At 69.8% G+C, this 25,870-nt stretch carries 26 protein-coding genes; 20 read left to right on the forward strand and 6 right to left on the reverse strand.

Annotation, left to right across the window (positions count from 1 at the left end; all coding sequences use genetic code 11):
* From PcP3B5_RS21060 to PcP3B5_RS21150, 19 genes are all read left to right on the forward strand, one after another.
* Positions 1-771 (forward strand): fumarylacetoacetate hydrolase family protein, encoded by a 771-nt coding sequence (locus PcP3B5_RS21060; protein WP_061562318.1) that lies wholly within the window; start codon positions 1-3, stop codon positions 769-771.
* Positions 772-790: 19 nt separating this feature from the next.
* Complete coding sequence (gene hpaE / locus PcP3B5_RS21065; protein WP_009621678.1) at positions 791-2,251, forward strand: 5-carboxymethyl-2-hydroxymuconate semialdehyde dehydrogenase; 1,461 nt, start codon at positions 791-793, stop codon at positions 2,249-2,251.
* Positions 2,252-2,363: 112 nt separating this feature from the next.
* The gene (hpaD, locus tag PcP3B5_RS21070; RefSeq protein WP_043270787.1) at positions 2,364-3,287 is read left to right on the forward strand and encodes a 3,4-dihydroxyphenylacetate 2,3-dioxygenase; all 924 of its coding nucleotides are present in this window, start codon (positions 2,364-2,366) and stop codon (positions 3,285-3,287) included.
* A 10-nt stretch (positions 3,288-3,297) separates the two neighbouring features.
* Positions 3,298-3,690 carry a 5-carboxymethyl-2-hydroxymuconate Delta-isomerase gene (locus PcP3B5_RS21075; protein WP_009621675.1) on the forward strand — a complete coding sequence of 131 codons (393 nt, stop codon included), beginning with the start codon at positions 3,298-3,300 and terminating at the stop codon, positions 3,688-3,690.
* 43 nt (positions 3,691-3,733) lie between these two features.
* On the forward strand, positions 3,734-5,053 hold the full coding sequence (locus PcP3B5_RS21080; protein WP_061562319.1) for an MFS transporter: 1,320 nt from the start codon (positions 3,734-3,736) through the stop codon (positions 5,051-5,053).
* Between the two features lie 12 nt (positions 5,054-5,065).
* Complete coding sequence (gene hpaH / locus PcP3B5_RS21085; RefSeq protein ID WP_043314765.1) at positions 5,066-5,869, forward strand: 2-oxo-hept-4-ene-1,7-dioate hydratase; 804 nt, start codon at positions 5,066-5,068, stop codon at positions 5,867-5,869.
* A gap of 230 nt (positions 5,870-6,099) precedes the next feature.
* Positions 6,100-6,906 carry a 4-hydroxy-2-oxoheptanedioate aldolase gene (gene hpaI / locus PcP3B5_RS21090; RefSeq protein WP_043270793.1) on the forward strand — a complete coding sequence of 269 codons (807 nt, stop codon included), beginning with the start codon at positions 6,100-6,102 and terminating at the stop codon, positions 6,904-6,906.
* Between the two features lie 141 nt (positions 6,907-7,047).
* Positions 7,048-7,488: a GlcG/HbpS family heme-binding protein gene (locus PcP3B5_RS21095; RefSeq protein WP_043314767.1), complete on the forward strand. Its 441-nt coding sequence runs from the start codon at positions 7,048-7,050 to the stop codon at positions 7,486-7,488.
* Between the two features lie 130 nt (positions 7,489-7,618).
* The gene (locus PcP3B5_RS21100) at positions 7,619-8,917 is read left to right on the forward strand and encodes an NAD(P)/FAD-dependent oxidoreductase (RefSeq protein ID WP_009621664.1); all 1,299 of its coding nucleotides are present in this window, start codon (positions 7,619-7,621) and stop codon (positions 8,915-8,917) included.
* Positions 8,918-8,951: 34 nt separating this feature from the next.
* Complete coding sequence (locus PcP3B5_RS21105; protein WP_043314768.1) at positions 8,952-9,317, forward strand: cupin domain-containing protein; 366 nt, start codon at positions 8,952-8,954, stop codon at positions 9,315-9,317.
* A gap of 250 nt (positions 9,318-9,567) precedes the next feature.
* A complete protein-coding gene (locus PcP3B5_RS21110) occupies positions 9,568-10,236 on the forward strand; it encodes a helix-turn-helix transcriptional regulator (RefSeq protein WP_043314769.1) in 669 nt (222 codons plus the stop codon).
* Positions 10,237-10,294: 58 nt separating this feature from the next.
* Positions 10,295-11,110, forward strand: coding sequence for a molybdenum cofactor biosynthesis F family protein (locus tag PcP3B5_RS21115; protein ID WP_043314770.1), 816 nt, complete (start codon positions 10,295-10,297; stop codon positions 11,108-11,110).
* Positions 11,107-11,901 carry an SDR family NAD(P)-dependent oxidoreductase gene (locus tag PcP3B5_RS21120; protein ID WP_043314771.1) on the forward strand — a complete coding sequence of 265 codons (795 nt, stop codon included), beginning with the start codon at positions 11,107-11,109 and terminating at the stop codon, positions 11,899-11,901. The genes PcP3B5_RS21115 and PcP3B5_RS21120 overlap by 4 nt, the downstream gene beginning before the upstream one ends.
* Positions 11,898-12,665: an SDR family oxidoreductase gene (locus tag PcP3B5_RS21125; protein WP_043314773.1), complete on the forward strand. Its 768-nt coding sequence runs from the start codon at positions 11,898-11,900 to the stop codon at positions 12,663-12,665. Before PcP3B5_RS21120 ends, PcP3B5_RS21125 begins: the two co-directional genes overlap by 4 nt.
* Before the next feature lie 144 nt (positions 12,666-12,809).
* Positions 12,810-13,796, forward strand: a complete 987-nt coding sequence (locus tag PcP3B5_RS21130) for a response regulator transcription factor (RefSeq protein ID WP_061562320.1) — start codon at positions 12,810-12,812, stop codon at positions 13,794-13,796.
* 104 nt (positions 13,797-13,900) lie between these two features.
* Positions 13,901-14,770 carry a transporter gene (locus PcP3B5_RS21135; protein ID WP_043314775.1) on the forward strand — a complete coding sequence of 290 codons (870 nt, stop codon included), beginning with the start codon at positions 13,901-13,903 and terminating at the stop codon, positions 14,768-14,770.
* A gap of 10 nt (positions 14,771-14,780) precedes the next feature.
* Complete coding sequence (locus PcP3B5_RS21140) at positions 14,781-15,935, forward strand: MFS transporter (protein WP_043314776.1); 1,155 nt, start codon at positions 14,781-14,783, stop codon at positions 15,933-15,935.
* A 32-nt stretch (positions 15,936-15,967) separates the two neighbouring features.
* The gene (locus PcP3B5_RS21145; RefSeq protein WP_043314778.1) at positions 15,968-17,080 is read left to right on the forward strand and encodes a class II histone deacetylase; all 1,113 of its coding nucleotides are present in this window, start codon (positions 15,968-15,970) and stop codon (positions 17,078-17,080) included.
* Between the two features lie 137 nt (positions 17,081-17,217).
* Positions 17,218-17,556: a hypothetical protein gene (locus PcP3B5_RS21150; RefSeq protein WP_009621654.1), complete on the forward strand. Its 339-nt coding sequence runs from the start codon at positions 17,218-17,220 to the stop codon at positions 17,554-17,556.
* A 1-nt stretch (position 17,557) separates the two neighbouring features.
* On the opposite strand, the gene feaR is transcribed toward PcP3B5_RS21150, so the two are convergent.
* From feaR to PcP3B5_RS21165, 3 genes are all read right to left on the reverse strand, one after another.
* On the reverse strand, positions 17,558-18,499 hold the full coding sequence (feaR, locus tag PcP3B5_RS21155) for a transcriptional regulator FeaR (protein ID WP_043314779.1): 942 nt from the start codon (positions 18,497-18,499) through the stop codon (positions 17,558-17,560).
* 141 nt (positions 18,500-18,640) lie between these two features.
* Positions 18,641-19,219 carry a DUF3156 family protein gene (locus tag PcP3B5_RS21160; RefSeq protein ID WP_043314780.1) on the reverse strand — a complete coding sequence of 193 codons (579 nt, stop codon included), beginning with the start codon at positions 19,217-19,219 and terminating at the stop codon, positions 18,641-18,643.
* Complete coding sequence (locus PcP3B5_RS21165) at positions 19,200-20,699, reverse strand: APC family permease (protein ID WP_043314781.1); 1,500 nt, start codon at positions 20,697-20,699, stop codon at positions 19,200-19,202. The genes PcP3B5_RS21160 and PcP3B5_RS21165 overlap by 20 nt, the downstream gene beginning before the upstream one ends.
* 241 nt (positions 20,700-20,940) lie before the next feature.
* Here PcP3B5_RS21165 and PcP3B5_RS21170 point away from each other — a divergent pair, with 241 nt between their 5' ends.
* Complete coding sequence (locus PcP3B5_RS21170; protein WP_061562321.1) at positions 20,941-22,437, forward strand: aldehyde dehydrogenase family protein; 1,497 nt, start codon at positions 20,941-20,943, stop codon at positions 22,435-22,437.
* 368 nt (positions 22,438-22,805) lie between these two features.
* Here PcP3B5_RS21170 and PcP3B5_RS21175 read toward each other — a convergent pair whose 3' ends face one another.
* From PcP3B5_RS21175 to PcP3B5_RS21185, 3 genes are read right to left on the reverse strand one after another with little or no spacing between them, the layout of a single operon-like run.
* Positions 22,806-24,128, reverse strand: coding sequence for a TRAP transporter large permease (locus PcP3B5_RS21175; RefSeq protein ID WP_061562322.1), 1,323 nt, complete (start codon positions 24,126-24,128; stop codon positions 22,806-22,808).
* On the reverse strand, positions 24,125-24,661 hold the full coding sequence (locus tag PcP3B5_RS21180) for a TRAP transporter small permease (protein ID WP_061562323.1): 537 nt from the start codon (positions 24,659-24,661) through the stop codon (positions 24,125-24,127). The genes PcP3B5_RS21175 and PcP3B5_RS21180 overlap by 4 nt, the downstream gene beginning before the upstream one ends.
* 12 nt (positions 24,662-24,673) lie before the next feature.
* Positions 24,674-25,705 (reverse strand): TRAP transporter substrate-binding protein, encoded by a 1,032-nt coding sequence (locus tag PcP3B5_RS21185; protein WP_061562324.1) that lies wholly within the window; start codon positions 25,703-25,705, stop codon positions 24,674-24,676.
* Between the last annotated feature and the right edge of the window lie 165 nt (positions 25,706-25,870).

Raw genomic sequence — 25,870 nt, forward strand, 5'->3', positions numbered from 1 at the left:
ATGAAACACGCACGCATCCGCTACCGGGGCGAAGTCCACGCAGTGACCGTGGAAGCCGACAACGCCGTGCGCCTGGCCGATGGCCGCCTGCTCGGCGAGCACGAGGTGCAGTGGCTGCCGCCGGCCGAAGGGAGCATGTTCGCCCTCGGCCTGAACTACGCCGACCACGCCGCCGAACTGGCCTTCAAGGCGCCCACCGAGCCGCTGGCGTTCATCAAGTCCAAAGGCACCTACACCGGCCACAACCAGGTCACCTGGCGCCCGGACGACGTCGCCTACATGCACTACGAGTGCGAGCTGGTGGCGGTGATCGGCAAGCCGGCGCGCAACGTCAGGCGCGAGGACGCCCTCGCCTACCTGGCCGGCTACACCGTCTGCAACGACTACGCCATCCGCGACTACCTGGAGAACTACTACCGCCCCAACCTGCGGGTGAAGAACCGCGACGCCACCACCCCGGTCGGCCCGTGGATAGTCGACGCCGCCGACGTGGCCGATCCGTCGAAGCTGAAGCTGCGCACCTGGGTCAACGGCGAGCTGAAGCAGGAAGGCACCACCGCGGACATGATCTTCGACATCCCCTACCTGATCGAATACTTCTCCAGCTTCATGACCCTGCAGCCGGGCGACATGATCGCCACCGGCACGCCGGAAGGCCTGGCCGACGTGGTGCCGGGCGATGAAGTGGTGGTGGAAGTGGAAGGCGTCGGCCGCCTGGTCAACCGCATCGTCAGCGAGGCCGAGTTCTTCGCGAACCGCGCCCGTCCCTAATCGAGATAGAGATACAAGCATGATCAAGCACTGGATCAACGGCCGCGAGGTCGAGAGCAAAGAAGTCTTCCAGACCATCAACCCGGCCACCACCGAGGTGATAGCCGAAGTCGCCAGCGGCGGCGCCGAGGAAATCGCCATGGCCGTGGCCGCGGCCAAGGAAGCCTTCCCGAAATGGGCCAACACCCCGGCCAGGGAACGCGCCAAGCTGATGCGCAAGCTGGGCGAGCTGATCGATGCGAACGTGCCCAACCTCGCCGAGCTGGAAACCCTCGACACCGGCCTGCCGATCCACCAGACGCGCAACGTGCTGATCCCCCGCGCCTCGCACAACTTCGAGTTCTTCGCCGAGGTCTGCACGCGCATGGACGGCCACAGCTACCCGGTGGACGACCAGATGCTCAACTACACCCTGTACCAGCCGGTGGGAGTGTGCGGCCTGGTCTCGCCGTGGAACGTGCCGTTCATGACCGCCACCTGGAAGACCGCGCCCTGCCTGGCCCTGGGCAACACCGCGGTGCTGAAGATGAGCGAGCTGTCGCCCTTGACCGCCAACGAGCTGGGCCGCCTGGCCCTGGAAGCCGGCATCCCGCCGGGCGTGCTCAACGTGGTGCAGGGCTATGGCGCCACCGCCGGCGACGCCCTGGTGCGCCACCCCGACGTGCGCGCCATCTCCTTCACCGGCGGCACCGCCACCGGCCGGAAGATCATGCAGACCGCCGGCCTGAAGAAGTACTCCATGGAGCTGGGCGGCAAGTCGCCGGTGCTGATCTTCGACGACGCCGACCTGGACCGCGCCCTGGACGCCGCGCTCTTCACCATCTTCTCGCTGAACGGCGAGCGCTGCACCGCCGGCAGCCGTATCTTCATCCAGGAGAGCGTGTACGAGCGTTTCGTCGAAGAGTTCGCCGCCCGCGCCAAGCGCCTGATCGTCGGCGACCCGCAGGATGCGAAGACCCAGGTCGGCTCGATGATCACCCAGCAGCACTACGACAAGGTCACCGGCTACATCCGTATCGGCATGGAAGAAGGCGCGCGCCTGGTCGCCGGCGGCCTGGAACGCCCGGCCAACCTGCCGGCGCACCTGGCCCGCGGGCAGTTCGTGCAGCCCACGGTGTTCGCCGACGTGGACAACCGCATGCGCATCGCCCAGGAAGAAATCTTCGGCCCGGTGGTCTGCCTGCTGAAGTTCAAGGACGAGGCCGAGGCCCTGCGCCTGGCCAACGACACCGAATACGGCCTGGCCTCCTACATCTGGACCCAGGACATCGGCAAGGCCCACCGCCTGGCGCGCGGCATCGAGGCCGGCATGGTATTCATCAACAGCCAGAACGTGCGCGACCTGCGCCAGCCGTTCGGCGGGGTGAAGGGCTCGGGCACCGGCCGCGAGGGCGGCGAGTACAGCTTCGAGGTGTTCGCCGAGATCAAGAACGTGTGCATTTCCATGGGCAGCCACCACATCCCCCGCTGGGGCGTGTAAAAAGGCGGCCCGATGAGAGCGGCCGCCCAGGCCGCCTGCATCGCCGGCGTGCAGCCACAATCACAAGAATCCGGGCGCCCCAGCGCAGGCGCCCCGCACCAGGAGAACCACCATGGGCAAACTCGCTCTGGCTGCCAAGATCACCCACGTTCCCTCGCTGTACCTCTCCGAACTGCCCGGCCCGCGCCAGGGTTGCCGCCAGGCGGCGATCGACGGCCACAAGGAGATCGGCCGCCGCTGCCGTGAGCTGGGGGTGGACACCATCGTGGTGTTCGACACCCACTGGCTGGTCAACGCCGGCTACCACATCAACTGCGCGCCGCACTTCCAGGGACTGTACACCAGCAACGAGCTGCCGCACTTCATCGCCAACATGGAGTACGAGTTCCCCGGCAACCCCGAGCTGGGGCGCATCCTCGCCGAGGGCTGCAACGCCATGGGCGTGGACGTGCTGGCCCACGACGCCACCACCCTCGGCCCGGAGTACGGCACCCTGGTGCCGATGCGCTACATGAACGCCGACCAGCACTTCAAGGTGGTCTCGGTCTCGGCGCTGTGCACCGTGCACTACCTCAACGACAGCGCGCGCCTGGGCTGGGCCATGCGCAAGGCGGTGGAAGAGCACTACGACGGCACCGTGGCCTTCCTCGCCAGCGGCTCGCTGACCCACCGCTTCGCCCAGAACGGCCAGGCCCCGGAATTCGCCGACAAGGTCTGGAGCCCCTTCCTGGAAACCCTTGACCACGAGGTGGTGCGGATGTGGCAGCGCGGCGACTGGCAGGCCTTCTGCGGCATGCTCCCGGAGTACGCGGCCAAGGGCCACGGCGAAGGCTTCATGCACGACACCGCCATGCTCCTCGGCGCGCTGGGCTGGTCGGACTACGACGGCAAGGCCGAGGTGGTCACGCCCTACTTCGGCTCCTCCGGCACCGGGCAGATCAACGCCCTGTTCCCGGTCACCCCGCAGGACGGTTCGGCGATCCCCGCCGCCCAGGCCTCCAACCCCGCCGGCAACCCGTCCGCCAGCCGCCTCTGAGGAGCCCGCCATGCCGCACTTCATCGCCGAGTACACGCACAACATCGAAACCGAGGCCGACCTGCCCGGCCTGTTCGAGAAGGTCCACGCCTGCCTCGGCGCGAGCGGGGTGTTCCCGCTCGGCGGCATCCGCAGCCGCGCCGTGCGCCTGGACACCTGGCGCATGGCCGACGGCGCGCACGACTACGCCTTCGTCCACATGAGCCTGAAGGTGGGCGCCGGGCGCGACCTGGCCACCCGCAGGCAGGTCGCCGACGCACTGTTCGAGGTGATCAAGGCGCACTTCGCCGACCTCCAGGCGCGCCGGTTGCTGGCGTTGTCCTTCGAGATGAGCGAGCTGAACGCCGAGCTCAACTACAAGCAGAACAACGTCCACGCCTTCCTCAACGGCCAGGCGGGCTGAAGCCCGCCGCGCCCCCGGCCACTCGCAGAACAAAGACAAGACCATGAGCACCGCCACCCTGCCCTCCGCCGCACAGCCCTCCGCCGCCCTGCCCGCCGGCAGCGACGCCACCCACGCCCGCGTGGTCTGGCGCCTGATGCCGCTGCTGCTGATCTGCTACGTCTTCGCCCACCTGGACCGCATCAACATCGGCTTCGCCAAGCTGCAGATGAGCGCCGACCTGCACTTCAGCGACACCGTCTACGGCCTGGGCGCCGGGCTGTTCTTCGTCGCCTACGCGCTGTTCGGCGTACCCAGCAACCTGATGCTGGAGCGCGTCGGCCCGCGCCGCTGGATCGCCTTCCTGATGGTCACCTGGGGCCTGCTGTCCACCGCCATGCTGCTGGTGCAGAGCGCGGCCGGCTTCTACAGCCTGCGCCTGCTGCTGGGGGTGGCCGAGGCCGGCTTCTTCCCCGGCATACTGGTGTACATCAACCGCTGGTTCCCGGCGCGCCGCCGCGCCGGCGTCACCGCGCTGTTCGCCATCGCCGTGCCCATGGCCGGGGTGATCGGCGGGCCGCTGTCCGGCGGCATCCTCGAGGGCTTCCACGACTTCCTCGGGCTGCGCGGCTGGCAGTGGATGTTCCTCGCCGAGGGCCTGCCGGTGGTGCTGCTCGGCCTGCTGGTCTGGCGCCGCCTGCCGGAGAGCTTCGAACGCGTTGCCTGGCTCAGCGACGAGCAGAAGGCCGGCCTGCGCGCGGAGATGCAGGGCGAGGAACGACGCAAGCAGATCACCTCCCTCGCCGGCATCTTCCACGATCGCCAGGTCTGGCTGCTGGTGGCCATCTACTTCGCGGTGATGCTGGCGGTGAACACCCTGGCGTTCTGGATGCCCAGCCTGATCCACGGCGCCGGCATCGGCTCCGACGGCCGCGTCGGCCTGCTCAGCGCCCTGCCGTACCTCGCCGGCTGCGTGTTCATGATCGCCCTGGGGCGCTCCTCCGACCGCCGCCGCGAACGCCGCTGGCACCTCGCCGTGCCGCTGCTGCTGGCCGCCGCCGGCCTGGCCCTGACCGGCCTCGCGCCGAGCAGCGCCTGGCTGGTGCTGGCCGGGCTGGTGCTCGCCGGCATGGGCGCCAGCGCCGCGCTGCCGATGTTCTGGCAACTGCCGCCGGCCTTCCTCGCCGACCGCGCCCAGGCCGCCGGCATCGCCCTGATCAGCTCCTTCGGCAGCATCGCCGCCTTCGCCGCGCCCTACTTCATCGGCTGGATGCGCGACACCACCCACAGCTCCAGCCTGGCCCTGTACCTGCTGGCCATCCTCATCGCCCTCGGCGCCGCCCTGGTCCTGCGCACCCCGGCCGCCGTGGTCAACCCCCGCTAAAGAGATATCGCCATGCTCGACTCCAGCCTCATCCAGGAAGCCGCCGCCCGCCTCGACGCCGCCGAGCGTTCGCGCCAGCAGGTGCGGCAGTTCTCCCTCGACTACCCGGACATCGCCATCGAGGACGCCTACGCCATCCAGCGCGCCTGGGTGCAGAAAAAGATCGCCGATGGCCGCGTGCTGAAAGGCCACAAGATCGGCCTGACCTCCCGCGCCATGCAGGTCTCGTCGAACATCACCGAGCCGGACTACGGCGCCCTGCTCGACGACATGTTCTTCGACGAAGGCAGCGACATCCCCTTCGAGCGCTTCATCGTGCCGCGGGTGGAAGTGGAGCTGGCGTTCATCCTCGGCAAGCCGCTGAAGGGCCCGAACGTCACCCTGTTCGACGTGCTGGAGGCCACCGAGTGGGTGATCCCGGCGCTGGAGATCATCGACGCGCGCATCCAGCAGGTGGACCCGCAGACCAAGGTCACGCGCAAGGTCTTCGACACCATCTCCGACAACGCCGCCAACGCCGGCGTGGTCATGGGCGGCCGCGCGGTGCGCCCGACCGAGATCGACCTGCGCCGCGTGCCGGCGATCCTCTACCGCAACGGCGTGATCGAGGAATCCGGCGTTTCCGCCGCGGTGCTCAACCACCCAGCCAAGGGCGTGGCCTGGCTGGCCAACAAGCTGGCCCCCTACGACGTCACCCTGGAACCCGGCCAGGTAATCCTCGGCGGCTCCTTCACCCGCCCGGTGGCGGCGGCGCCCGGCGATACCTTCCACGTCGATTACGATCAGCTCGGCAGCATCTCTTGCCGGTTTGGATGAGTTTGAGCTGGAAGCCTGAAGCTGGAAGTCAGAGCGGCTCCGGCTTCTAGCTTCTAGCTTCTAGCTTCTAGCTTCTAGCTTCTAGCTTCTAGCTTCTAGCTTCTAGCTTCTAGCTTCTAGCTTCTAGCTTCTAGCTTCTAGCTTCTAGCTTCTAGCTTCTAGCTTCTAGCTTCTAGCTTCCAGCTTCCAGCTTCCAGCTTCCAGCTTCAGCCTTCCACCAAGGACCTCCCATGCCCCCCCCCTTCAATACCTTCAAACAACGCCTGCAATCCGGCGAAGCCCAGATCGGCCTCTGGCTCGGCCTGGCCGATCCCTACTGCGCCGAGCTGGCGGCCAACGCCGGCTTCGACTGGCTGCTGATCGACGGCGAGCACGCGCCCAACGACCTGCGCAGCCTGCTCGGCCAGCTGCAGGCGGTGGCGCCCTACCCGGTGCAGCCGATCATCCGCCCGGTGCTCGGCGACACGGCGCTGATCAAGCAACTGCTCGACATAGGCGCGCAGACGCTGCTGGTGCCCATGGTGGATTCCGCCGAGCAGGCCCGTGAGCTGGTGCGCGCCATGCGCTACCCGCCGTTCGGCGTGCGCGGCGTGGGCAGCGCCCTGGCCCGCGCCTCGCGCTGGAACAGCATCCCCGGCTACCTCGACGAAGCCGACGCGCAGATGTGCCTGCTGGTGCAGGTGGAAAACCTCGAAGGCCTGGCCAACCTCGACGCCATCGCCGCGGTGGACGGCGTCGACGGCGTGTTCATCGGCCCGGCCGACCTCAGCGCGGCCATGGGCCAGCGCGGCAACCCCGGGCACCCGGAAGTGCAGGCCGCCATCGAAGACGCCATCGCCCGCATCCAGCGCGCCGGCAAGGCCGCCGGCATCCTCAGCGCCGACGAGAAGCTGGCGCGGCGCTACCTGGAGCTGGGCGCGAAGTTCGTCGCCGTGGGCGTGGACACCAGCCTGCTGATGCGCTCGCTGCGCGAGCTGGCCGGCAAGTTCAAGGGCGGCGCCCAGCCCCAGGCCCCGTCCGCCCCCTCGGTGTACTGAAGCCCCCGCCGCCCGCCAGGCCCGCGCGGGAAGGCGCGGCTGGCGGGCGGCGCCCAGGCAAGGATTTTCCTGGCCCTTGCAAAGCCCCGCCCCCTTTCGGTCATGATCCGCCCCGCCACCTTCCCACTCGGAGTCCCCTCGATGACCGCACTCGTCCGCCAGCAGGCACACCTCACCCTGAACCTCGCCCAGCAGGCGCTGCAGGCCGCGCTCGCGCGCGCCGAGGAACTGGGCCTGCGGCTCAGCATCGCGCTGGTCGACGCCAGCGGCCTGCCGGTGCTCACCGCGCACATGGATGGCGCCGCGCAGCCGTGCCGCGAAATCGCCCTGAAGAAAGCCGGCACCGCCGCCGCCTTCGACAAACCCACCGGCGACTGGCAGGCCTACCTGGAACAGAGCGCGCCCACCGTGCGCCAGGGCCTGCCGCTGCAGACCGGGCTGGTGCTGTTCGGCGGCGGCGAGCCGCTGCGCCTGGGCGAGGTGGTCATAGGCGCGGTCGGCGTCTCCGGCGCCTCCGAGGCGCAGGACATGCTCTGCGCCCGCGCCGCCGTCGAGCGCGTGGAGCAACTGCTGGCCGGCTGAGCCGCCGCTGTCAGTCCCGGACAAGTGGCCGGGCAGCCAGGGTCAAGACAGGAATGGGCGCCGCGGCCCCTAATAGGGCCATCCGCGCGGCAGCGGCCGCGCCCTTTTCCCTCGGTTCCAGGCTGCAGTCATGATCAACATCGAGACCCCCACCTACTACACCGCGACCAAGAAATACGACCTGTCCTTCCCCTCCCTGGAGGCGGACCTGGAGGCCGACGTCGTCGTGATCGGCGGCGGCTTCTCCGGCATCAACACCGCCCTGGAGCTGGCCGAGAAGGGCATCGCCAACATCGTCGTGCTGGAGGCGCGCTACCTCGGCTTCGGCGGCACCGGGCGCAACGGCGGGCAGATCATGGCCGGCATCGGCCACGACCTGGAGAAGATCAGGAAGGACGTCGGCGAGGACGGCCTGCGGCAGATCTTCGAGATCAGCGACCTGGGCGCCGACATCATCAAGGGCCGCATCCAGAAGTACGGCATCGACGCCGACTTCTGCCACGGCTACGGCTACATGGGCTTCAACGCCCGCCAGGCGAAGACCCTGCGGGCCTGGGAGAAGGAGTTCAAGTCGCTGAACTCCACCCATGAGATCCGCTACCTGGACGGCTCCGAGGTGCGCCAGATCATCGGCTCCGACGCCTACTCCAGCGCCCTGCTGCACATGGGCGGCGGCCACGTGCACTCGCTCAACCTGCTGCTCGGCGAGGCCAAGGCCCTGGCCAGCCACGGGGTGAAGATCTTCGAATACAGCCCGGCGCTGGACGTGACCTACGGCGAGCGCATCACCGTGCGCACCGCCAAGGGCTCGGTGAAGGCCGGCAAGCTGCTCTGGGCCTGCGACAGCTTCCTCAACAAGCTGGAGCCGGAGCTGCACAAGAGCACCATCAACACCTACGCCTTCCAGATGATGACCGAGCCGCTGTCGGACGAGCTCATCCAGCGCATCAGCCCGATCCGCGGCGCCTACAGCGACATCCGCCCGGTCATCGACTACTACCGCGTGACCCGCGAGAACCGCCTGCTGTTCGGCGCCGCCACGCCCTTCATCGAGCACATCCCGCGCGACCTCAAGGCCTGGAACCGGGCGCTGATGCTGAAGATCTTCCCCTACCTGGAGAACGTGAAGATCGACCTCGCCTGGGGCGGCCCTATGGCCTGCAGCCCCAACCTGTTCCCGCAGATCGGCGCCCTGCCCGGCCGCCCCAACGCCTTCTTCGTGCAGGGCTACTCCGGCTTCGGCGTCACCCCCAGCCACATCATCTGCAAGGTGCTGGCCGAGGGCATGAGCGAAGGCTCGGCGCGCTACGACCTGATCAGCTCGGTGCGGCGCATCCGCGTCCACGGCAAGGACCAGTTCCGCCCGCTGCTGCTCAGCGCCGGCAAGACCTGGCACCAGGTGTCCGGCTACTGGTCCGGGCGCCGCTGAACCCTCTTTCCTTCACTTGCACAGGAGCAAGCACATGGCACTCACCCCCATCAAGCAAGGCATCACCCTCGACCAACTGGACGCCTGGGGCACCGTGGCCGACCTCGGCTCGGAAATCCTCGAAGGCGAGGTCCGCGCCTTCGGCAAGATGACCGCCGGCGCCCCCACCGACCCGGTCAGCGCCGCCTACTTCGGCACCACCGGCGGCAAGTTCCGCATGACCTATCCCTTCAACGAACAGGCCATTGTGGTCAGCGGCGAGGTGCGGCTGACCGACGAGGCCACCGGGCAGAGCCAGTTGTACAAGACCGGGGACAGCTGGTTCGTGACCAAGGGCACGCAGGTGCTTTGGGAGGTGTTGGGGGAGGGGTTCGTGAAGCATTACTACGCGGTGGTTTGAGGGCTGGTTCGGGAGCCTGAAGAGCCCCTCTCCCCAGCCCTCGGCTGCGCGCCCCGCCCTGAAGGGAGAGGGAGCTAGCCCGTGCCGAGAGGAGGCCTGGTTTCAGCCGGAAGCATTTGGCGTTGCCGGCTGACGCCAGAACATCCAACCCTGCCCAACGGTCCCCTCTCCCTTCAGGGAGAGGGTTAGGGAGAGGGAAAAACAAGCTACCCTCAGGCACCTCACCCCACCCCCACGCAGGACCCAGCCCATGCCCACCCCCGAACAGATCGGCCAACGCTGCCTGCACAGCTTCCACCAGTTGGTCCCCGCCACCCGCGCCGCCTTCTACCGCATCGACGCCGACCTGCAGGCCTGCGACTTCCAACTGCTCGGCATGGGCCGGCAGATGCACGCCGACTACCTCGACCACTACCACCGCCTCGACCCACTGCGCCCCGGCGCCTGCCTGGCCACCGGCCTGCCGGTGGTGCCGCTGGCGGTGGGCATGGCGCAGCAGCCCGGCGACCAGCGCGAGCGCTACCACGGCTTCCTGCGCCGGAACGGGGTGATCGACGTGGTGGAAGTCATCGCCGCCGACCGCGGCCGCCCCCTGGCCGGGCTTTCGCTGCTACGGCGCGTTGGCGAAGCGCCCTTCTCCAGCGACGAACTCGACCGCCTGCGGGCCTTGCAGGGGCTGCTGGAGCTGGCCGCCCAGGCCCTGTCCCGCAGCCACGACGCCCTCGCCCAGCTCACCCCGCGCGAACGCGAGATCGCCCTGCTGCTGCGCGACGGCGCCAGCAACAAGGACCTGGCGCGCCAGCTCGGCCTGGGCCTGGCCACGGTGAAGACGCACCTCATCCACCTGTTCCGCAAGGCCGGCGTGGCCAGCCGCACCGAGCTACTGGTGCGGCTGTTCCTGGATCAACCATCCGGTTGATGTTCCCCGCGCGCCCCGCCGCGCAGCATGGGGTCTCCATCAACACAGGAGTCCCCCCATGACCGCTTCTTCCGACTGGATCACCGTCGGCGCCCTCGCCGAGGGTTTCGCCCCCGAGGCCTTCATCCTGCCGCGCCTGGCCGACCTCGCCGGGCAGCGCCTGGAGCTGCACTTCGCCAACGGCTGGCGCATCGAGCACCGGTTCGACGCCGAGACCACCCGCTGGCGCGCCGCCGACGGCCACTCCGCGGGCGAGGCGGCCTACCGCGCCACCTCGGTGCGCCCCGGCATCGTCCTGGTCGACTTCATCAAGCGCGAGGATGGCCAGGCCTGGTCGGTCAGCCTGGTGCTGGACCGCCACAGCCAGTCCTTCACCGCCGTGCTGGGCCAGTTGCCCGACGCCGCCGAGACCGGCGAAGGCCTCTACGCCCGCGCCCTGGCCGGCAAGGAACTGACCGGCGTGCAAGTGCAGATCCTCCACGGCAGCCTCGACCGCCCCTGGCAGCAAGGCGCCTGCCCGCACACGCCGAGCAGCGAACTGGTGGGCCTGCGCAACCGCTACCGCTACAGCCCCACCGAGGTCTACGAGCACATCTACCTGAACGACGGCTTCTACACCTGGCAGTGCCTGGCCGGCGTCGAGGCCGGGCTGTGCGACACCGACCGCTGCCACTACTACAAGGTCGCCGAGCAGCTGTACCTGTTCGTCTGGCGCGAGAAGATCGTCCCCACCCTCGGCCTGGTGATGATCGACCTGCAGCAGCACCGCAGCGACGGCAAGATCTTCGGCTACGCCGGCAGCGGCTTCGACGACCTGTCCAACTTCCCGGTCGCCTCCTACTGCGACGAACTCAACCGCACGGTGTACCCGTGAGCGGCCGCGTCGTCGTCATCACCGGCGCCGGCACCGGCATAGGCGCTGCCTGCGCGCGGCGCTTCGCCGAAGCGGGCGACAAGGTGGTGCTGATCGGCCGCCGCCGCGAGGCCCTGGAGCAGGTCGCCGCCCGGTGCGGCGGCCTGGTGCTGGCCGGCGACGCCGCCGACGGCGAAACCTGGCAGGGCTTCGTGCAGCGCATCGAAGCGGCCTTCGGCGGCATCGACGTGCTGGTCGCCTGCGCCGGCGGCCACGGCCTGGGCGCGGCCGGCGAGACCAGCGACCAGGCCTGGCGCGACGCCCTGCGCGGCAACCTCGACAGCGCCTTCGCCAGCGCCCGCGCCTGCCTGCCATCGCTGCTGGAACGGCGCGGCAACATGGTGCTGGTGGGCTCCATCGCTTCCCTGGTGGCCGGGCCCGGCGTGTGCGGCTACACCGTCGCCAAGCACGCGCTGCTCGGGCTGATGCGCTCCCTGGCGCGTGACTACGGCCCGCGTGGCGTGCGCGTCAACGCCCTGTGCCCCGGCTGGGTGCGCACGCCCATGGCCGACGCCGAGATGCAGCCGCTGATGCAGCACCATGGCGAAAGCCTGGACGCCGCCTACGCGCGGGTCACCGCCGAGGTGCCGCTGCGCCGCCCGGCCACGGCGGACGAGATCGCCGGGCTGTGCCAGTTCCTCGCCAGCGAGGCGGCGGCCATCGTCACCGGCGCCTGCCTGGTGGCCGACGGCGGCGCCAGCGTGGTGGACCTGCCCACCCTCGCCTTCGAACGCATGGAGAACCAGCCATGACGCGCTTCGACTTCAGCGGCCGGCGCGTGCTGGTCACCGGCGCGGCCCAGGGCATCGGCCACCGCATCGCCGAGGGCTTCGCCACAGCCGGCGCCTCGCTGCTGCTGCTCGACCGCCAGGAGCAGGCCGTCGCAGCCCTGGCCAGCGAACTGCGCAGCCAGGGCCACGAGGCACGGGCGCTGGCGGTGGACCTGGCCGATCCACCGGCCATCGCCACCGCCCTCGCCGGGCTCGATGGCCTGGACGTGCTGGTGCACAACGCCGCCTACTTCCCGCTGACCGACTTCGCCGCCATCACCCCGCAGCTGCTGCAGCGCACCCTGGCGGTGAACCTGGGCGCGCTGTTCTGGCTGACCCAGGCCGCCCTGCCGCTGTTCGCCGCGCGCGGCGGCGGCTGCGTGCTGGCCACCTCCTCGGTCACCGGCAACCGGGTGGCCTACCCGGGGCTGAGCCACTACGCGGCGTCCAAGGCCGGGGTCAACGGCTTCATCCGCAATGCCGCGCTGGAACTGGCGCCACGCAACATCCGCGTCAACGGCGTGGAGCCGGGGATGATCCACACCCCGGCCATGGCCAACCTGGGCGACGCAGCACTGGAAGCGCGCATCGCCGCCGGCATCCCCCTGGGCCGCCTCGGCCAGCCGGCGGACATCGCCAACGCCATGCTCTTCCTCGCCTCCGACGCCGCCGCCTACATCACCGGCCAGACACTGGTGGTGGACGGCGGCGCCACCCTGCCGGAAAGCAGTGCCGCGCTGGCCTGAACCACCCGCCCATCCTGCATCTGCAGGATGGTGCGCGCGCGCCGCGATGCGGATACTCAGCCCCAGGCCCTGCCCTGTCGTCCCGACACCCGGCCGCTCACTGATGACTGACAACAACAACTAAAGTCGCAGCAGGGGAACCCCATGAGCAGCACCCTCGACCTGTCCTTCGGCGCCCAGCGCTTCAGCGAATTCAACGCCCTGGTCCTGGACCTCCAGCGCCTGGCCCAGGAATGCGCGCTGCCCGGCTTCCACGCCGCCGCCATGGGCCGCCTGCAGCAGTTGCTGGACTTCGACATGGCCTGGTGGGGCCGCGCGGCCCTGGTCGACGGCCTGCCGCTGGAGCACAGCAGCCACCTCTACCGGCTGCCGGACAGCTACCTGGAGGACTGGCAGGCGATCCGCCACCAGGACATCACCGTCAAGCGCGTCTACGCCACGCCCGGCCACTCGGTGCGCATCGACACCCACGCCGCCGACTGCACCCCCGGCCTGCGCTGGCTGGCCGAGCGCCACGGCTTCGGCGAATTCCTCTGCATCATCCACATCGACCCGCGCACCCAGCTCAGCCTGCACCTGAGCCTGTACCGCCGCGCCGGCGCGCGCCCCTTCGACGCCAGCGAGCGCTTCCTGGTGGACCAGATGATGCCGCACCTGGTGGCCGCCGAAGGGGCCAACCAGATCCGCGCCCTGGTGGCTCTGCGCGAGCGCCTGGACGCGCCCAACCCGCTGGCCCTGGCGGTGTGCGACCGGCATGGCCTGCTGCACTGTGCCGAGCGCGGCTTCGTCGAGTTGCTGCTGCGCGAATGGCCGCGCTGGACCGGCCCGCGCCTGCCGGCAGAGGTCGACCCGGCCGCCGGCTACAGCGGCCAGCACCTGCAACTGCAGGCCACCGCCGTGCACGACCTGCTGCTGCTCAGCGCCCGCCTGTGCCCGGCCATGGCCCGCCTGAGCACCCGCGAGGCCGAGGTGGCGCAGCGCTTCGGCCTGGGCAGCACCTACAAGGAAATCGCCCGCGACCTGGGCCTGGCGCCGAACACCGTGCGCCACCACATCCGCAGCATCTACAGCAAGCTCGGCGTCAACGGCAAGGCCGGCATCGCCCAGCTGCTGCACCACCCGCCCGGCTGATAGCCGGCCGCATTTCCCCAACGCCTCCACATCCCGACGCCGCGCCCGCGCGCGGCGCCAGGGGAGGCTTTCGCCCGCCTCACCGACAGAAGAAGAAAACCACCATGAAGCTGCACCGAAGCCTTTCGCTCTGCGCCCTTGGCGCGCTGTACCTCGGCCCGGCCCAGGCCGCCGACCTCAACGCCCGCGACTTCTTTTCCGCCCCCGTGGGCACCAGCCTGGGGGTGACCTACCTGCCGCTGACGCGCTCCGACGACTACCACGGCGCGGCGGACAGCAGCGGCAAGGCCGACCTCAAGGTGAACGCCCTGGCCTACCGCCAGCTGTGGTTCAGCGACATCTGCGGGCGCCTGTGCACGCCGCAGTTCATCGTGCCCTACGCCGACATCGAGGCGCGCGGCCCCGGCGCCGCCGAACGCAGCCGCGAACGCGGGGTGGGCGACCCACAGGTGGGCGGCACGCTGCTCTTCATCGACGAGCCGCAGACGCGCACCTACAGCGGCCTGCTGGCCCTGGTCAGCCTGCCCCTGGGCGAATACCACGCCAAGGACCCGGGCGTGTCGCCCGGCGCCAACCGCTGGGCGCTGCACCTGAACTACAACTACACCCGCGGCGTGGGCGAGAACTGGGTGCTGGAGGCCAACCTGGAAGCCCAGCTCTACGGCAACAACGACGACTACCTCGGCGCCACCCTCGAACAGAAGCCGCTGTACCGCCTGCAGGCCTTCGCCTCCTACGACTTCACCCCCGCCACCTACGCCGCGCTGCGCCTGATCGCCGCCGACGGCGGCGCCCTGCGCCTGGGCGGCCACGACATAGACGACAGCCACCAGCGCTACACCCAGGCCGGTTTCGAGGTCGGCCACTGGCTGGACAAGCGCAACCAGGTGCTGCTCGGCCTCACCCGCAATGTCTCCACCGCCAACGCGTATGCCCAGGACAACCTGCTGCTGCGCTTCGTCCATGCCTTCTGAGGTCGCCGCCATGACTGTTCCGCGCATTCCCTCGCCGGCCCTGCTGGCGGCCGTGGTGCTGTTCGCCGCCATCACCCCCGCGGTGCTGCTCACCGCCCCGGCCATCGCCAGCCAACTGGCCGCGCAACTGCACCTGGAGCCGGCGCGCATCGGCGACCTGTTCGCCGTCGAACTGGGCGCCATGAGCCTGGCCACCCTGCCCTCGCTGTTCTGGCTCAGGCGCGTGGACTGGCGCCTGGCCGGGCTGCTGGCGGCGCTGGGCTTCATCCTCGCCAACCTGGCCTCGGCGAACGCCGGCGGCTACCAGGCGCTGCTCGTGCTGCGCGCCCTCAGCGCCTTCTGCGGCGGCTCGCTGATGATCCTCTGCCTGTCCTGCGCCGCCGGCATGCCCAACCCCAGCCGCGCCTACGGCATCTGGGTGCTGGGCCAACTGGTGCTCGGCGCCGTCGGCCTGGCCGTGCTGCCGCGCCTGTACCAGGCCTACGGCCTGGGCGCCGGCTACCTGTCCCTGGCCGCGCTGATGCTGCTGGCGCTGCCGCTGGTGCGCGCCCTGCCGAGCGGCGCCATGACCGCCGCCGGCCCGCGCAGGACCGTCGAGGCGCCGCGCTGGAAGATCGCCGCCGCCATCCTCGGCCTGCTGGGTTTCTACGTCGCCCTGAGCGCGGTCTGGACCTTCGTCGGCGCCATCGGCGAGCGCGCCGGGCTGGCCGCCACCCTGGGCGGCGAGGTGCTGGCCGTGGCCACCCTGGCCGGCATCGCCGGCGCCACCTGCGCCAGCCTGGCGGGCGAGCGCTGGCGCCGCGAGGGCCAGCTGGCCGCCGGCTTCGCGCTGATGGCCCTGGCCATCCTCCTGCTGCTCGGCGCTCCGGGCCTGGCGCGCTTCGCCCTGGCCGCGCTGCTGTTCAAGTTCACCTGGACCTATGCCCTGCCCTTCATCCTCGCCTGCCTCGCCGAGCTGGACGCCAGCGGCCGGCTGATGAGCCTGAGCAACCTGGTGATAGGCGCCGGCCTGGCCCTGGGCCCGGCCCTCGGCGGGCGGCTGATCGGCGCCGACGGCGGCTTCCACGGCCTGCTGCTGGGCGCCGCCGCGCTCACCGCGCTGTCCCTGCCCCTGATCCTCGGCAGCCGCCCGCGCGCGGCGGCCGCCACTGCGCAACCCCTGTGAATCCCTGTGAATCCCCGTGAATGGAGCCTTCCATGACCCGACGCACCGCGTTCTTCTTCGATGAACTGAGCCTCTGGCACAGCGCCAGCCAGCATGCCCTGTTCCTGCCCGTGGGCGGCTGGGTGCAGCCGCCGGCCGGCGGCGGCCATGCCGAGTCGCCGGAAAGCAAACGGCGCCTGAAGAACCTGATGGACGTTTCCGGCCTCACCCGCCAGCTGGACCTGCGCAGCGCCGAGCCGGCCAGCGAGCAGGACCTGCTGCGCGTCCACCCGGAGCACTACCTGCAGCGCTTCAAGGCCCTGAGCGACGCCGGCGGCGGCGAGCTGGGCGACCACGCGCCCATCGGCCCGGGCAGCTACGAGATCGCCCGGCTCTCCGCCGGCCTGGCCATGGCCGCGGTGGACTGCGTGCTGCGCGGCGAGGCGGACAACGCCTACTCGCTGTCGCGCCCGCCGGGCCACCACTGCCTGGCCGACCAGGCCATGGGCTTCTGCATGCTGGCCAACATCCCCATCGCCATCGAGGCGGCCAGGGCGCGGCACGGCATCGAGCGGGTGGCGGTGGTGGACTGGGACGTGCACCACGGCAACGGCACCCAGGCCATCTACGAGGAGCGCGGCGACGTGCTGAGCGTCTCGCTGCACCAGGAGAACTGCTTCCCGCCCGGCTACGGCGGCGTCGCCGATCGCGGCCGCGGCGCCGGCCTGGGCGCCAACCTGAACGTCCCGCTGCCCGCCGGCAGCGGCCACGACGCCTACCTGCAGGCGCTGGACGAAATCGTCCTGCCGGCCCTGCGGCGCTTCCGCCCGCAACTGATCATCGTCGCCTGCGGCTACGACGCCAACGCCGTGGACCCGCTGGCGCGCATGCTGCTGCACAGCGGCTCGTTCCGCGCCATGACCGCGCGCCTGCGCGAAGCCACCGAGCAGCTCTGCGACGGGCGCCTGGTGCTGGTCCACGAGGGCGGCTACGCCGAAGCCTACGTACCCTTCTGCGGCCTGGCGGTGCTGGAGGAACTGAGCGGTATCCGCACCGCGGTGGAAGACCCGCTGCTGGAATTCCTCGGCCTGCAGCAACCGGGCAGCGAGGTGGCGGCCTTCCTCCACCAGCGCGTGCGGGACCTGGCGCGGCAACTGGCGGCCTGAGCCATCGGCGGCCGGCGCACCCGCGGCGGCCGCCGATCCGTTTGTCCAGGCGTGGAAGAAAGCCCGGCGAACCCGTGGTCCAATCCAGGAGAAGGCCGGGCATCCGTGCCGGCCGACGAAGAACTGGAGGCCACGCCATGAGCACCCTGACCATCGAAGGTTGGTACAAGCCCGACCCCGACGCCAAGTCCATGCCCATCGAGGACATCCACTTCTACCTCAGCGGCACCGACCGCCGGCACCTGGAAGACGCCGAGGAGGAACTGCAGCGCACCCACGAGCGCGAGGCCTGGGTGGACGTCGACATGAGCACCCTGGAACTGGACCTGCCCGAGGGCTACGGCCCGCTGTCCGACTGCCGGATGCGCGTCTACCTGGACCAGGAGGAACGCGGCCACTTCCACCTGGTGGGCCACCGCGCCAGCGACGGCAGCCTGATCTACAGCAACGCCGTGCTCATCGACCAGCTGCTCTGACTCAGGCCACGCTCAGGGCGCTGGCGCGGTAGTCCTTGGGCGAGCGCTCGAAGTGCTTCTTGAAGGCGCGGCTGAAGTGCGCCGAGTCGGTGAAGCCCCATTTGTAGGCGATGGTGGTGATCGACTCGCCGCGCAGGATGGGGTTGGCCAGGTCGTCGGCGCTGCGCTGCAGGCGCGCGCGCTGGATGTAGCGGCAGACGCTGTCGCCCTGTTCCTCGAACAGGCGGTACAGGTGGCGCACCGAGATGTTCAGGCGCTGCGCCAGACCCTGGGGGTTCAGGCCCGGCTGGGTGAGGGATTCGTCGATGACCTTCTGCACGTAGCTGCGCAGGTTGCCGCCCTGCAGCGCCTCGCTGCCGGGCGTCTCGCCGTGGCTGCCGAGGGCCGTGGGCAGGAGCGCGATGAAGGCGTTCTCCAGGGCCTCGCGTTCGGCGCCGGCGGGGTTCGAGCCGGACTCGCGGCACAGCTGGTCCACCAGCAGGTGCAACATGCGCCCGCTGGCGCAGGCGGCGGAGACCTTGCCGAACTTGCTGCGCCCGGGCAGCACCTTGTCCAGCGCCGCGCGCGGCAGGTGCAGGGAGGCGTGCTCGATGAGGCCGAAGGGGGTGATCTCGCAGCTGCCCACCGAATCCATCAGCAGCAGCTCGCCGGGGGCCAGTTGGATGTCCACGCCGTTCTGGCTGACCTGGGAGAAGCCGCTGCGCTGGCTGATCAGGAAGCAGTGGCGGTCGTCGTCCTGGTCCGCATTGAGGCGCTTGCGGGCGATCAGCCCGGCATTGGTGCGCAGGTGCGCCATGGTCAGGCCGGAGTGCGATTGCGCGTGGATCTCGCCGATGAACAGCGAACGACTGAAGGCCAGCTGCGTCTCGAACTGACCGCAGATGGAGCGCAGCGCCGCGCTCCAGCCTTCCAGCCCGACCTGGGCGGCATGATGGGCTTGCATACGCACCTCCGTGGGGTGGCGTTGTTGTTGTCGCGAAACAGTTAACATGTTATCGAAATGCCCGCAACGAATTTCTGACAGCCGTTTCCTATGCAGCTGGCATGCCAGGGGACGTGGATAACCTGTAAACGAACGCCGCGCTCAGAGCTCGCCGAGCAGGCGCCCCAGGTGGAACAGCGCGCGCAGCAGGTGGTCGCGCTGTTCGCGCTCCAGGCGCAGGTAGCGGCGGAAGCTGGGCAGGCGGTTGACCACCTCGCTGGCGGCCATATGTTCCAGGCGGATGCGCCAGCGCCCGGCGCCGAACTCCAGTTCCAGGCGCTTGAAGTCCAGCGGCGGCAGCGCCCGTTGCAGGTGCTCGTCGGCCGCCAGGCGCTCGGCCAGGCGCGTGCCCAGCGCCGGGTCGCCGGCACGCTGGCGGCATTCCACGCCCTGGCGCCGCAGCACACCCTGGTGGCGCAGTTCGAAGCGCGCCTCGCCGGAGTATGCCGCCGGCCCTTCGACGACGAACTCGGTGAGCACCAGGTGCATGAGGAACTGCGCCTGGGGCCGCTCGCGCAGCTCGAACACCAACCCGCCGTCCACCGTGCTGAAGCGCCCGGCGCCGGGCTCCAGCGCTTCGAAGGCCAGGCCGCCGAGGTTGCGCCGGGCCTGCTCCAGGGTCACCCCCGGGCGGTAGCCCGAGGGCGGCCGGCGCAGCCAGTCAGACAGCCTTGGAAGCATGGCCGTAGAACTCGCTGGAATGGATGCCGGGTTCGGCGCGGAACTCCTTCTCCAGCACCTCTTCCACCGGCACCGGGCGGAACGGGTTGACCTTCTGCACCAGCAGGGTCCAGACCAGCGCGTAGGCGGCGGTGAGGCCGAGCATCACGGCGAAGGGCACGTAGATGTCGGCGGGGTTCATTCCCGGCGGGGTGATGTACCACATGCCGATGAGGATGCCGACGCTGGAGACGATCTGCGGCAGCGGGAACAGCGGCGAGCGGTAGGCCCGCGGCAGGTCCGGGCGGCGGATGCGCAGCAGCACCACGGAGAGGGTCACCAGCAGGTAGGCGGTGCTCCAGGCGCAGACCGCGGCCAGCACCAGGTTCATGATGTGGTCGGTGTTGCCGCGCAGCCACAGGGCGTGCAGGCAGGGGATCAGCACCGCCACCAGGATGCACAGCACCGGCGTCTTGAAGCGCGGCTGCAGGTAGGCGAAGCACTTGGGCAGCGCGCCATCCACGGCCATGCCGTACATGATGCGCGGCACGCCGGCCATCAGGGTGTTGATGGTGGCTGCGCCGGCGAACAGGAAGCCCACGCCCAGCCACAGCGGGCCGACCTGGCCCATCACCTGCTCGGCGAAGCGCGGGATGGCCATGGGCGTGTCCAGCAGGTGCACGCCGGCGGCCGGGTCGAGCAGCACGTTCTCCACCTGGCGCTTCATCGCCGCGCCGTAGATGAACATGCACGAGGCCACGCCGAACAGGCCCAGGGCCATGGCCCGCGGCATCACCTTGGCGGAGTTGCGCAAATCCGGCGCCAGCGGGGTGACGAACTCGCAGCCGACGAACATGAACATGGCCATGCCCACCAGCGAGAGGATGGTCTGCAGGTCGGTGCCCACCAGCGAGGCGCCGAACCAGCCGTCCAGCTGTACCGCCGGGGCGGCCAGCAGGCCGAGCACGCCGAACACCATCAGGGTGCTCCACATGCCGAAGGTCAGCACCACCTCGGCGCGGCCGAAGGCGTTGACGCCGAACACGTTGAGGATGCCGAACACCACCACGAAGCCCACGCCTAGCAGCCAGGAGCCGCCGGCGGACTCGGCCAGGGTGTTGAGGTGCTCGAAGTTCACCAGCGCCATCACCCCGGAAAGGATGGTCTCGGCGGTGCCGGCGAAGACGTGGACGATCAGGTAGGCGGCGATGGTCCCGGTGATGGCGAAGAAGCGCCCCATGCCGCAGGAGATGTAGTCGTACACCGAGCCGCTGGTGGGCAGGATCGAGGCCGCCTCGGCGAAGGTGGTGGACTGCGCCAGCATCATCAGCACGGCGATCACCATGGCCGCGGCGAAGGCGCTGCCGCCGATGCCGAAGCCCATGGTGGCGGTGAGGATGACCGGGCTGGCCATGATCAGGCCGATGGTGCTGGCCAGGGCGGTGGGAAAACCGACAGTGCCGCGCTTGAGGTGCGCGTCGAGCTGCTGCTGGATGGACATGGTGGTGGGCCTCTAAGCAGATGTTCTGGTTTGTTGTGGCTTAGGCAGGGGCGGCACGATGGGGCCTGGCCGACACTCTGCGCCCGGCGCCTGCTGGCGTCTTGCCCAGGCTTGCCGGCGGACTTGTCCATGGCTGCCAGGCGGGCAGCCGCGGTCATGCCCGCCTGGCAGGCTCGGACAAGCCGCCGGCGCGCGCCGCGGCTAGCCTGGGCCATCGACCATCGCAGCCCAGGAGTTGCCCATGTCCAGCCCGCTGATCCCGATCCTCCCGGAGGTGCAGGCCTATCTCGCCCGCGCCCACGCCTCCTTCATCGACGGCGAACAGCGCACGCCGCGCGGCGACGCCCGCCGCACCCTGCGCAACCCCGCCGACGACAGCCCCCTGGCCGAAGTGCGCCTGGCCGACCTGGAGCAGGTGGACGCCTGCGTGCAGTCGGCCCACCGCGCCTTCCGCTCCGGCATCTGGAGCGGCCTGGCGCCGAGCGAGCGGGAGCGCCTGCTGCTGCGCTTTGCCGAACTGGTGGAGCGCCACACCGAGGAACTGGCGCAGCTGGAAAGCCTGGAGCAGGGCAAGTCGATCCACATCGCCCGGGCCATCGAGGTCGGCGCCGCCCTCGGCTACATGCGCTACATGGCCGGCTGGGCCACCAAGATCGAGGGGCAGACGCTGGACGTGTCCATCCCGATGCCGGCCGGCGCGCGCTTTTCCGCCTACACCCGGCGCGAACCGGTGGGCGTGGTGGCCGGCATAGTGCCGTGGAACTTCCCGCTGATGATCGCCCTGTGGAAGGTCATGCCGGCCCTGGCCTGCGGCTGCGCCATCGTCATCAAGCCGGCCGACGAGACGCCGCTGACCGCACTGCGGGTGGCCGAGCTGGCCATCGAGGCGGGCATCCCCGCCGGCGTCTTCAACGTCCTGCTCGGCGGCGCCGAGGCCGGCGCGGCGCTGGTGGCGCACCCGCTGCTGAACAAGGTGTCCTTCACCGGCTCCACCGCGGTGGGCAAGCTGGTGGGCGGCGCGGCCCTGCAGAACATGACGCGCTTCACCCTCGAACTGGGCGGCAAGAACCCCATGCTGGTGCTGCCCGACGCCGACCTGGACAAGGCCATCGCCGGCGCCATCGGCGGCGGCCTGCTGAACCAGGGCCAGGTCTGCGCGGCGGCCTCGCGGCTGTTCGTCCACGCCAGCCGCCACGCCGAGTTCGTCGAGCGCCTGGGCGAACAGGTGGGCAAGCTGAGCATCGGCCCGGGCCTGGACCCGCAGGCCCAGGTCAACCCGCTGGTCTCGCGCCGCCAGCAGGACAGCGTGCTGCGCCACCTGGCCCTGGCCCGCGAACAGGGCGCGCAATTCGTCTGCGGCGGAGGCCGCCCGGACCTGCCCGGCTACTACGTCGAACCGACGGTGCTGGCCGGGGTGAACGCCGGCATGACCTGCGCCCGCGAGGAAATCTTCGGCCCGGTGCTCTCGGTGCTGAGCTACGACGACCTCGACGCCGCCGTGGCGCAGATCAACGACAACCCCTACGGCCTGGCGGCAAGCATCTGGAGCAACGACCTGGGCCGGGTGATGGACCTGATCCCGCGGATCGAGGCGGGCACGGTGTGGGTCAACAACCACGTGCCGGTGGACCCCAACCTGCCGTTCGGCGGCTACAAGCAGTCGGGGCTGGGACGGGAGTTCGGACGGGCGGCGATCGAGGGGTTCACGGAGGGGAAGTCGGTTTGTATTGCGTATTGAGGTGAGGGTGGGGGAGTTTGCCGGGGGCGCGGGTGCTGGGTTTGAGAGCGCCCTCTCCCCAGCCCTCTCCCTGAAGGGAGAGGGGGCTTGTCCGTGCCGAGAGGAGGAATGGTTTCAGCCGGTAGATTTCGGTATTGCCGGCTAACTCCAGAGCACCAGCGCCTGCCCAACGGTCCCCTCTCCCTTCAGGGAGAGGGTTAGGGAGAGGGAGCGGAGTCAACCCCAAACACCGATACCCCCGGCACCCCCCCATTCGCGAGCAAGCTCGCTCCTACAATGGAATGTCATACCCACCCCACGTAGGAGCGCGCCCTGCGCGCGAATCGCGGGCAGAGCCCGCTCCTACAGGTGCGGAACGAACGCTCGGCTCAGAAACTCAACAACCACAGCGACAACCCCGGCACCAGCACCAGCAGCACGATGCGCAGCAGGTCGGAGGCGAGGAACGGCAGCACGCCCCTGGCGGTTTCCATGTAGGGCACGTCCTTGGCCAGCTTGTTGACGATGAACAGGTTCATCCCCAATGGCGGGTGGATCAGGCCGATCTCCACCACCATCAGCGCCAGGATGCCGAACCAGATGGACTTCTCCCCCGCCGTCAGGTCGAAGAACTCCAGGCCCATGATCATCGGGTAGAAGATCGGGATGGTCAGCAGGATCATCGCCAGCGAGTCCATCACGCAGCCCAGCAGCAGGTAGATCAGCAGGATCACCGCCAGCACCAGCAGCGGCGCCAGGCCGCTGTCGCGGACCCAGGTGGCCAGTTCCACCGGCATCTGCGTCAGCGCCAGGCCGGAGTTGAGCAGGTCGGCGCCCAGCAGCACCAGGAAGATCATGGCGCTGGCCTCGGCGGTGCCGGTCAGGCTCTTGCCCAGGCCGTCCCAGCGCATGCCGCCGCGCAGCGCCGCCAGCAGGCCGCAGGCCGCGGCGCCGATGGAGGCCGCCTCGGTGGGGTTGGCCCAGCCGCCGTAGATGCCGACGATCACCACCAGGAAGATCGCCAGGATCGGCAGGATCTGCACGAAGGCCGCCAGCCTTTCGCGGCCGCTGGCCTTGGGCGCCGGCTGGCAGGCGTCGGGGTCGCGGGCGACCTGGATGCGGATCACCAGCATGTAGCCGATCACCGCGACCAGCGCCGGCAGCATGGCGGCGACGAACAGCTTGGCGATGGATTCCTGGGTCAGCACCGCGTAGATGATCAGCGGCACCGACGGCGGGATGAGGATGCCCAGGGTGCCGCCGGCCGCCACCGAGGCCGTGGCCAGGCGCCCGGAGTACTTGTGCCGCGCCAGTTCCGGCAGGGCCACCTGGCCCATGGTCGCCGCGGTGGCCAGGGACGAGCCGCAGATCGCCCCGAAGCCGGCGCAGGCGCCCACCGCCGACAGCGCCAGGCCGCCGCGCCAGTGGCCGATGAAGGCCGAGGCGCAGCGGAACAGCGCCTTCGACAGACCGCCGTGGGTGGCGAACTGGCCCATCAGCACGAACAGCGGGATCACCGCCAGGTCGTAGTTGGACAGGCGCGCGTAGGCGAGGTTGTTGAGGGTATAGAGCAAGGCGCCGAGGTCGCCCTGGTTGATCACCAGGAAGCACAGCGCGCCGGCCAGGAACATCGCCACGCCGACCTGCACGCGCAACACCAGCATCGCCAGCAGGCCGGCGAACATCCACAGGCCCAGGGCCATTGCGCTCATCGTCCGGCTCCTTCTTCCAGCAGCGCCAGCAGGCTGCGGCACAGGGCACACAGGCACAGCAGCGCCAGGCTCGGCACCACCAGCGCCAGGGGGATCCAGTGCGGCACCGCCAGCAGGGTGCTGCTGTCCTCGTGGGCGTGGGCCTCCAGCACCTGCAGGCCGGTGCGCCAGGCCAGCACCGCGGCGACCGCGGCGAACAGCAGGTGCGCCACGGCATCGAGCCCGCGGCGCACGGCCAGGGGCATCCAGTTGGAGAACATCTCCACGCGGATGTGGCTGTTGCGCATCTCGCACAGCGGCAGGAAGGCGGCGATGGCCACCGCCGCGCCCATTTCCAGCAGCTCCATGTCGCCGGTGACCGGCGTCGACCACAGCTTGCGGCCGACGATGGACACCAGGGACATACCCACCAGGGCCAGCAGCAGGGCGCCGCCGGCATAGGCGAAGCCCTGCGCCACGGATTCCAGCAGGCGCACCGGCAGGCCCTTGCCGCGGGCCGGCACGGCGCCTTCGAGGGACAGCATCTCGCTCATCGCGGCCACCCCTTACAGCTCGACGCCGGCGGCCCGGGACAGCTCGCGCAGGCGGTCGGCCAGTTGCCCGCCCGCCAGGCCCTTGCCCTCGGCGTCGGCCACCCACTCGGCGGTGACCTTGTCGCCGGCCTCGCGCAGGTTCTGGTAGGCCGCCGGCTCGAAGCTGGCCACGCTGTCCCTGGCGACCATGTCGCGGGCCCGCGCCAGTTCGTTCTCCCAGGCTTCGCCGAAGCGCTGCACCAGGGCGTCGCCGCTGTTGCGGTCGAGGATCGCCTTGAGGTCGTCGGGCATGCGCTCGTAGCTGCGCGGGTTCATCAGCATGCCCAGCAGGGTGATGGAGAAGGTCGGGCGGCCTTCCGGCACGTCGGTATGGTGCTGCGTCACCTCGTCGAGCTTCAGCGCCGGGATCAGTTCCCAGCTGGCCAGGGCGCCGTCGATCACGCCCTTGGACAGCGACTCGGTGAGCTGCGCCGCCGGCATGCTCACCGGCGCCGCGCCCAGGCCGGTGGCCAGGCGTGCGCTCATGCGCGAGGAGGCGCGCAGCTTCAGGCCCTTGAAGTCTTCCAGGCTGCGCACGGCCTTGCCGGTGGTGTGCAGCTGCATGCCGCCGTCGCTGTGCAGGGCCAGCACGCGGTAGCCCTTGTAATCCTCCTGCAGGGCCTGCTGGTAGAACTGCCAGATGATCTTCGAGGCCTGCACGCCGTTGGCCGGCAGCATGAACGGCAGCTCCACCGCCTCGCTGCGCGGGAAGCGCCCGGGCGAGTAGCCGGGAGCGGTCCAGACGATGTCCACCACGCCGTTGCGCACCTGGTCCGGCAGTTGCCCCGGGGTGCCGCCGAGCTGCATGGAGGGGTAGATCTGGCACTGGATGCGCTGCTCCGACTCGCGGGCCAGGGTGTCGCACCAGGGCTGGATGACGTGCTGCTGGGCATTGGAGCTGGCCGGGAGGAAGTGCGCGATCTTCAGCGTCACGCGCTCGGCCGCCACGGCCGGGGCCAGGCTGCCACAGGCGAGCAGCAGGGCCAGGAAAGAGGATTTCTTCATGCCGTTACCTCGGTGTTGTTCTTATCGTCGGGTGGACACCTGGCGGCGCCCGGGGGCTAGATTCAGGCACATAGTTAATATTTTAACAATACGCCCAACGAATCAGGCGGCGGATTGCCATCCACACAAATGTGACAAAATGTTAATGGATATCCAGGAAAGGCC

It is taken from the genome of Pseudomonas citronellolis (assembly GCF_001586155.1).
Taxonomy (GTDB): domain Bacteria; phylum Pseudomonadota; class Gammaproteobacteria; order Pseudomonadales; family Pseudomonadaceae; genus Pseudomonas; species Pseudomonas citronellolis.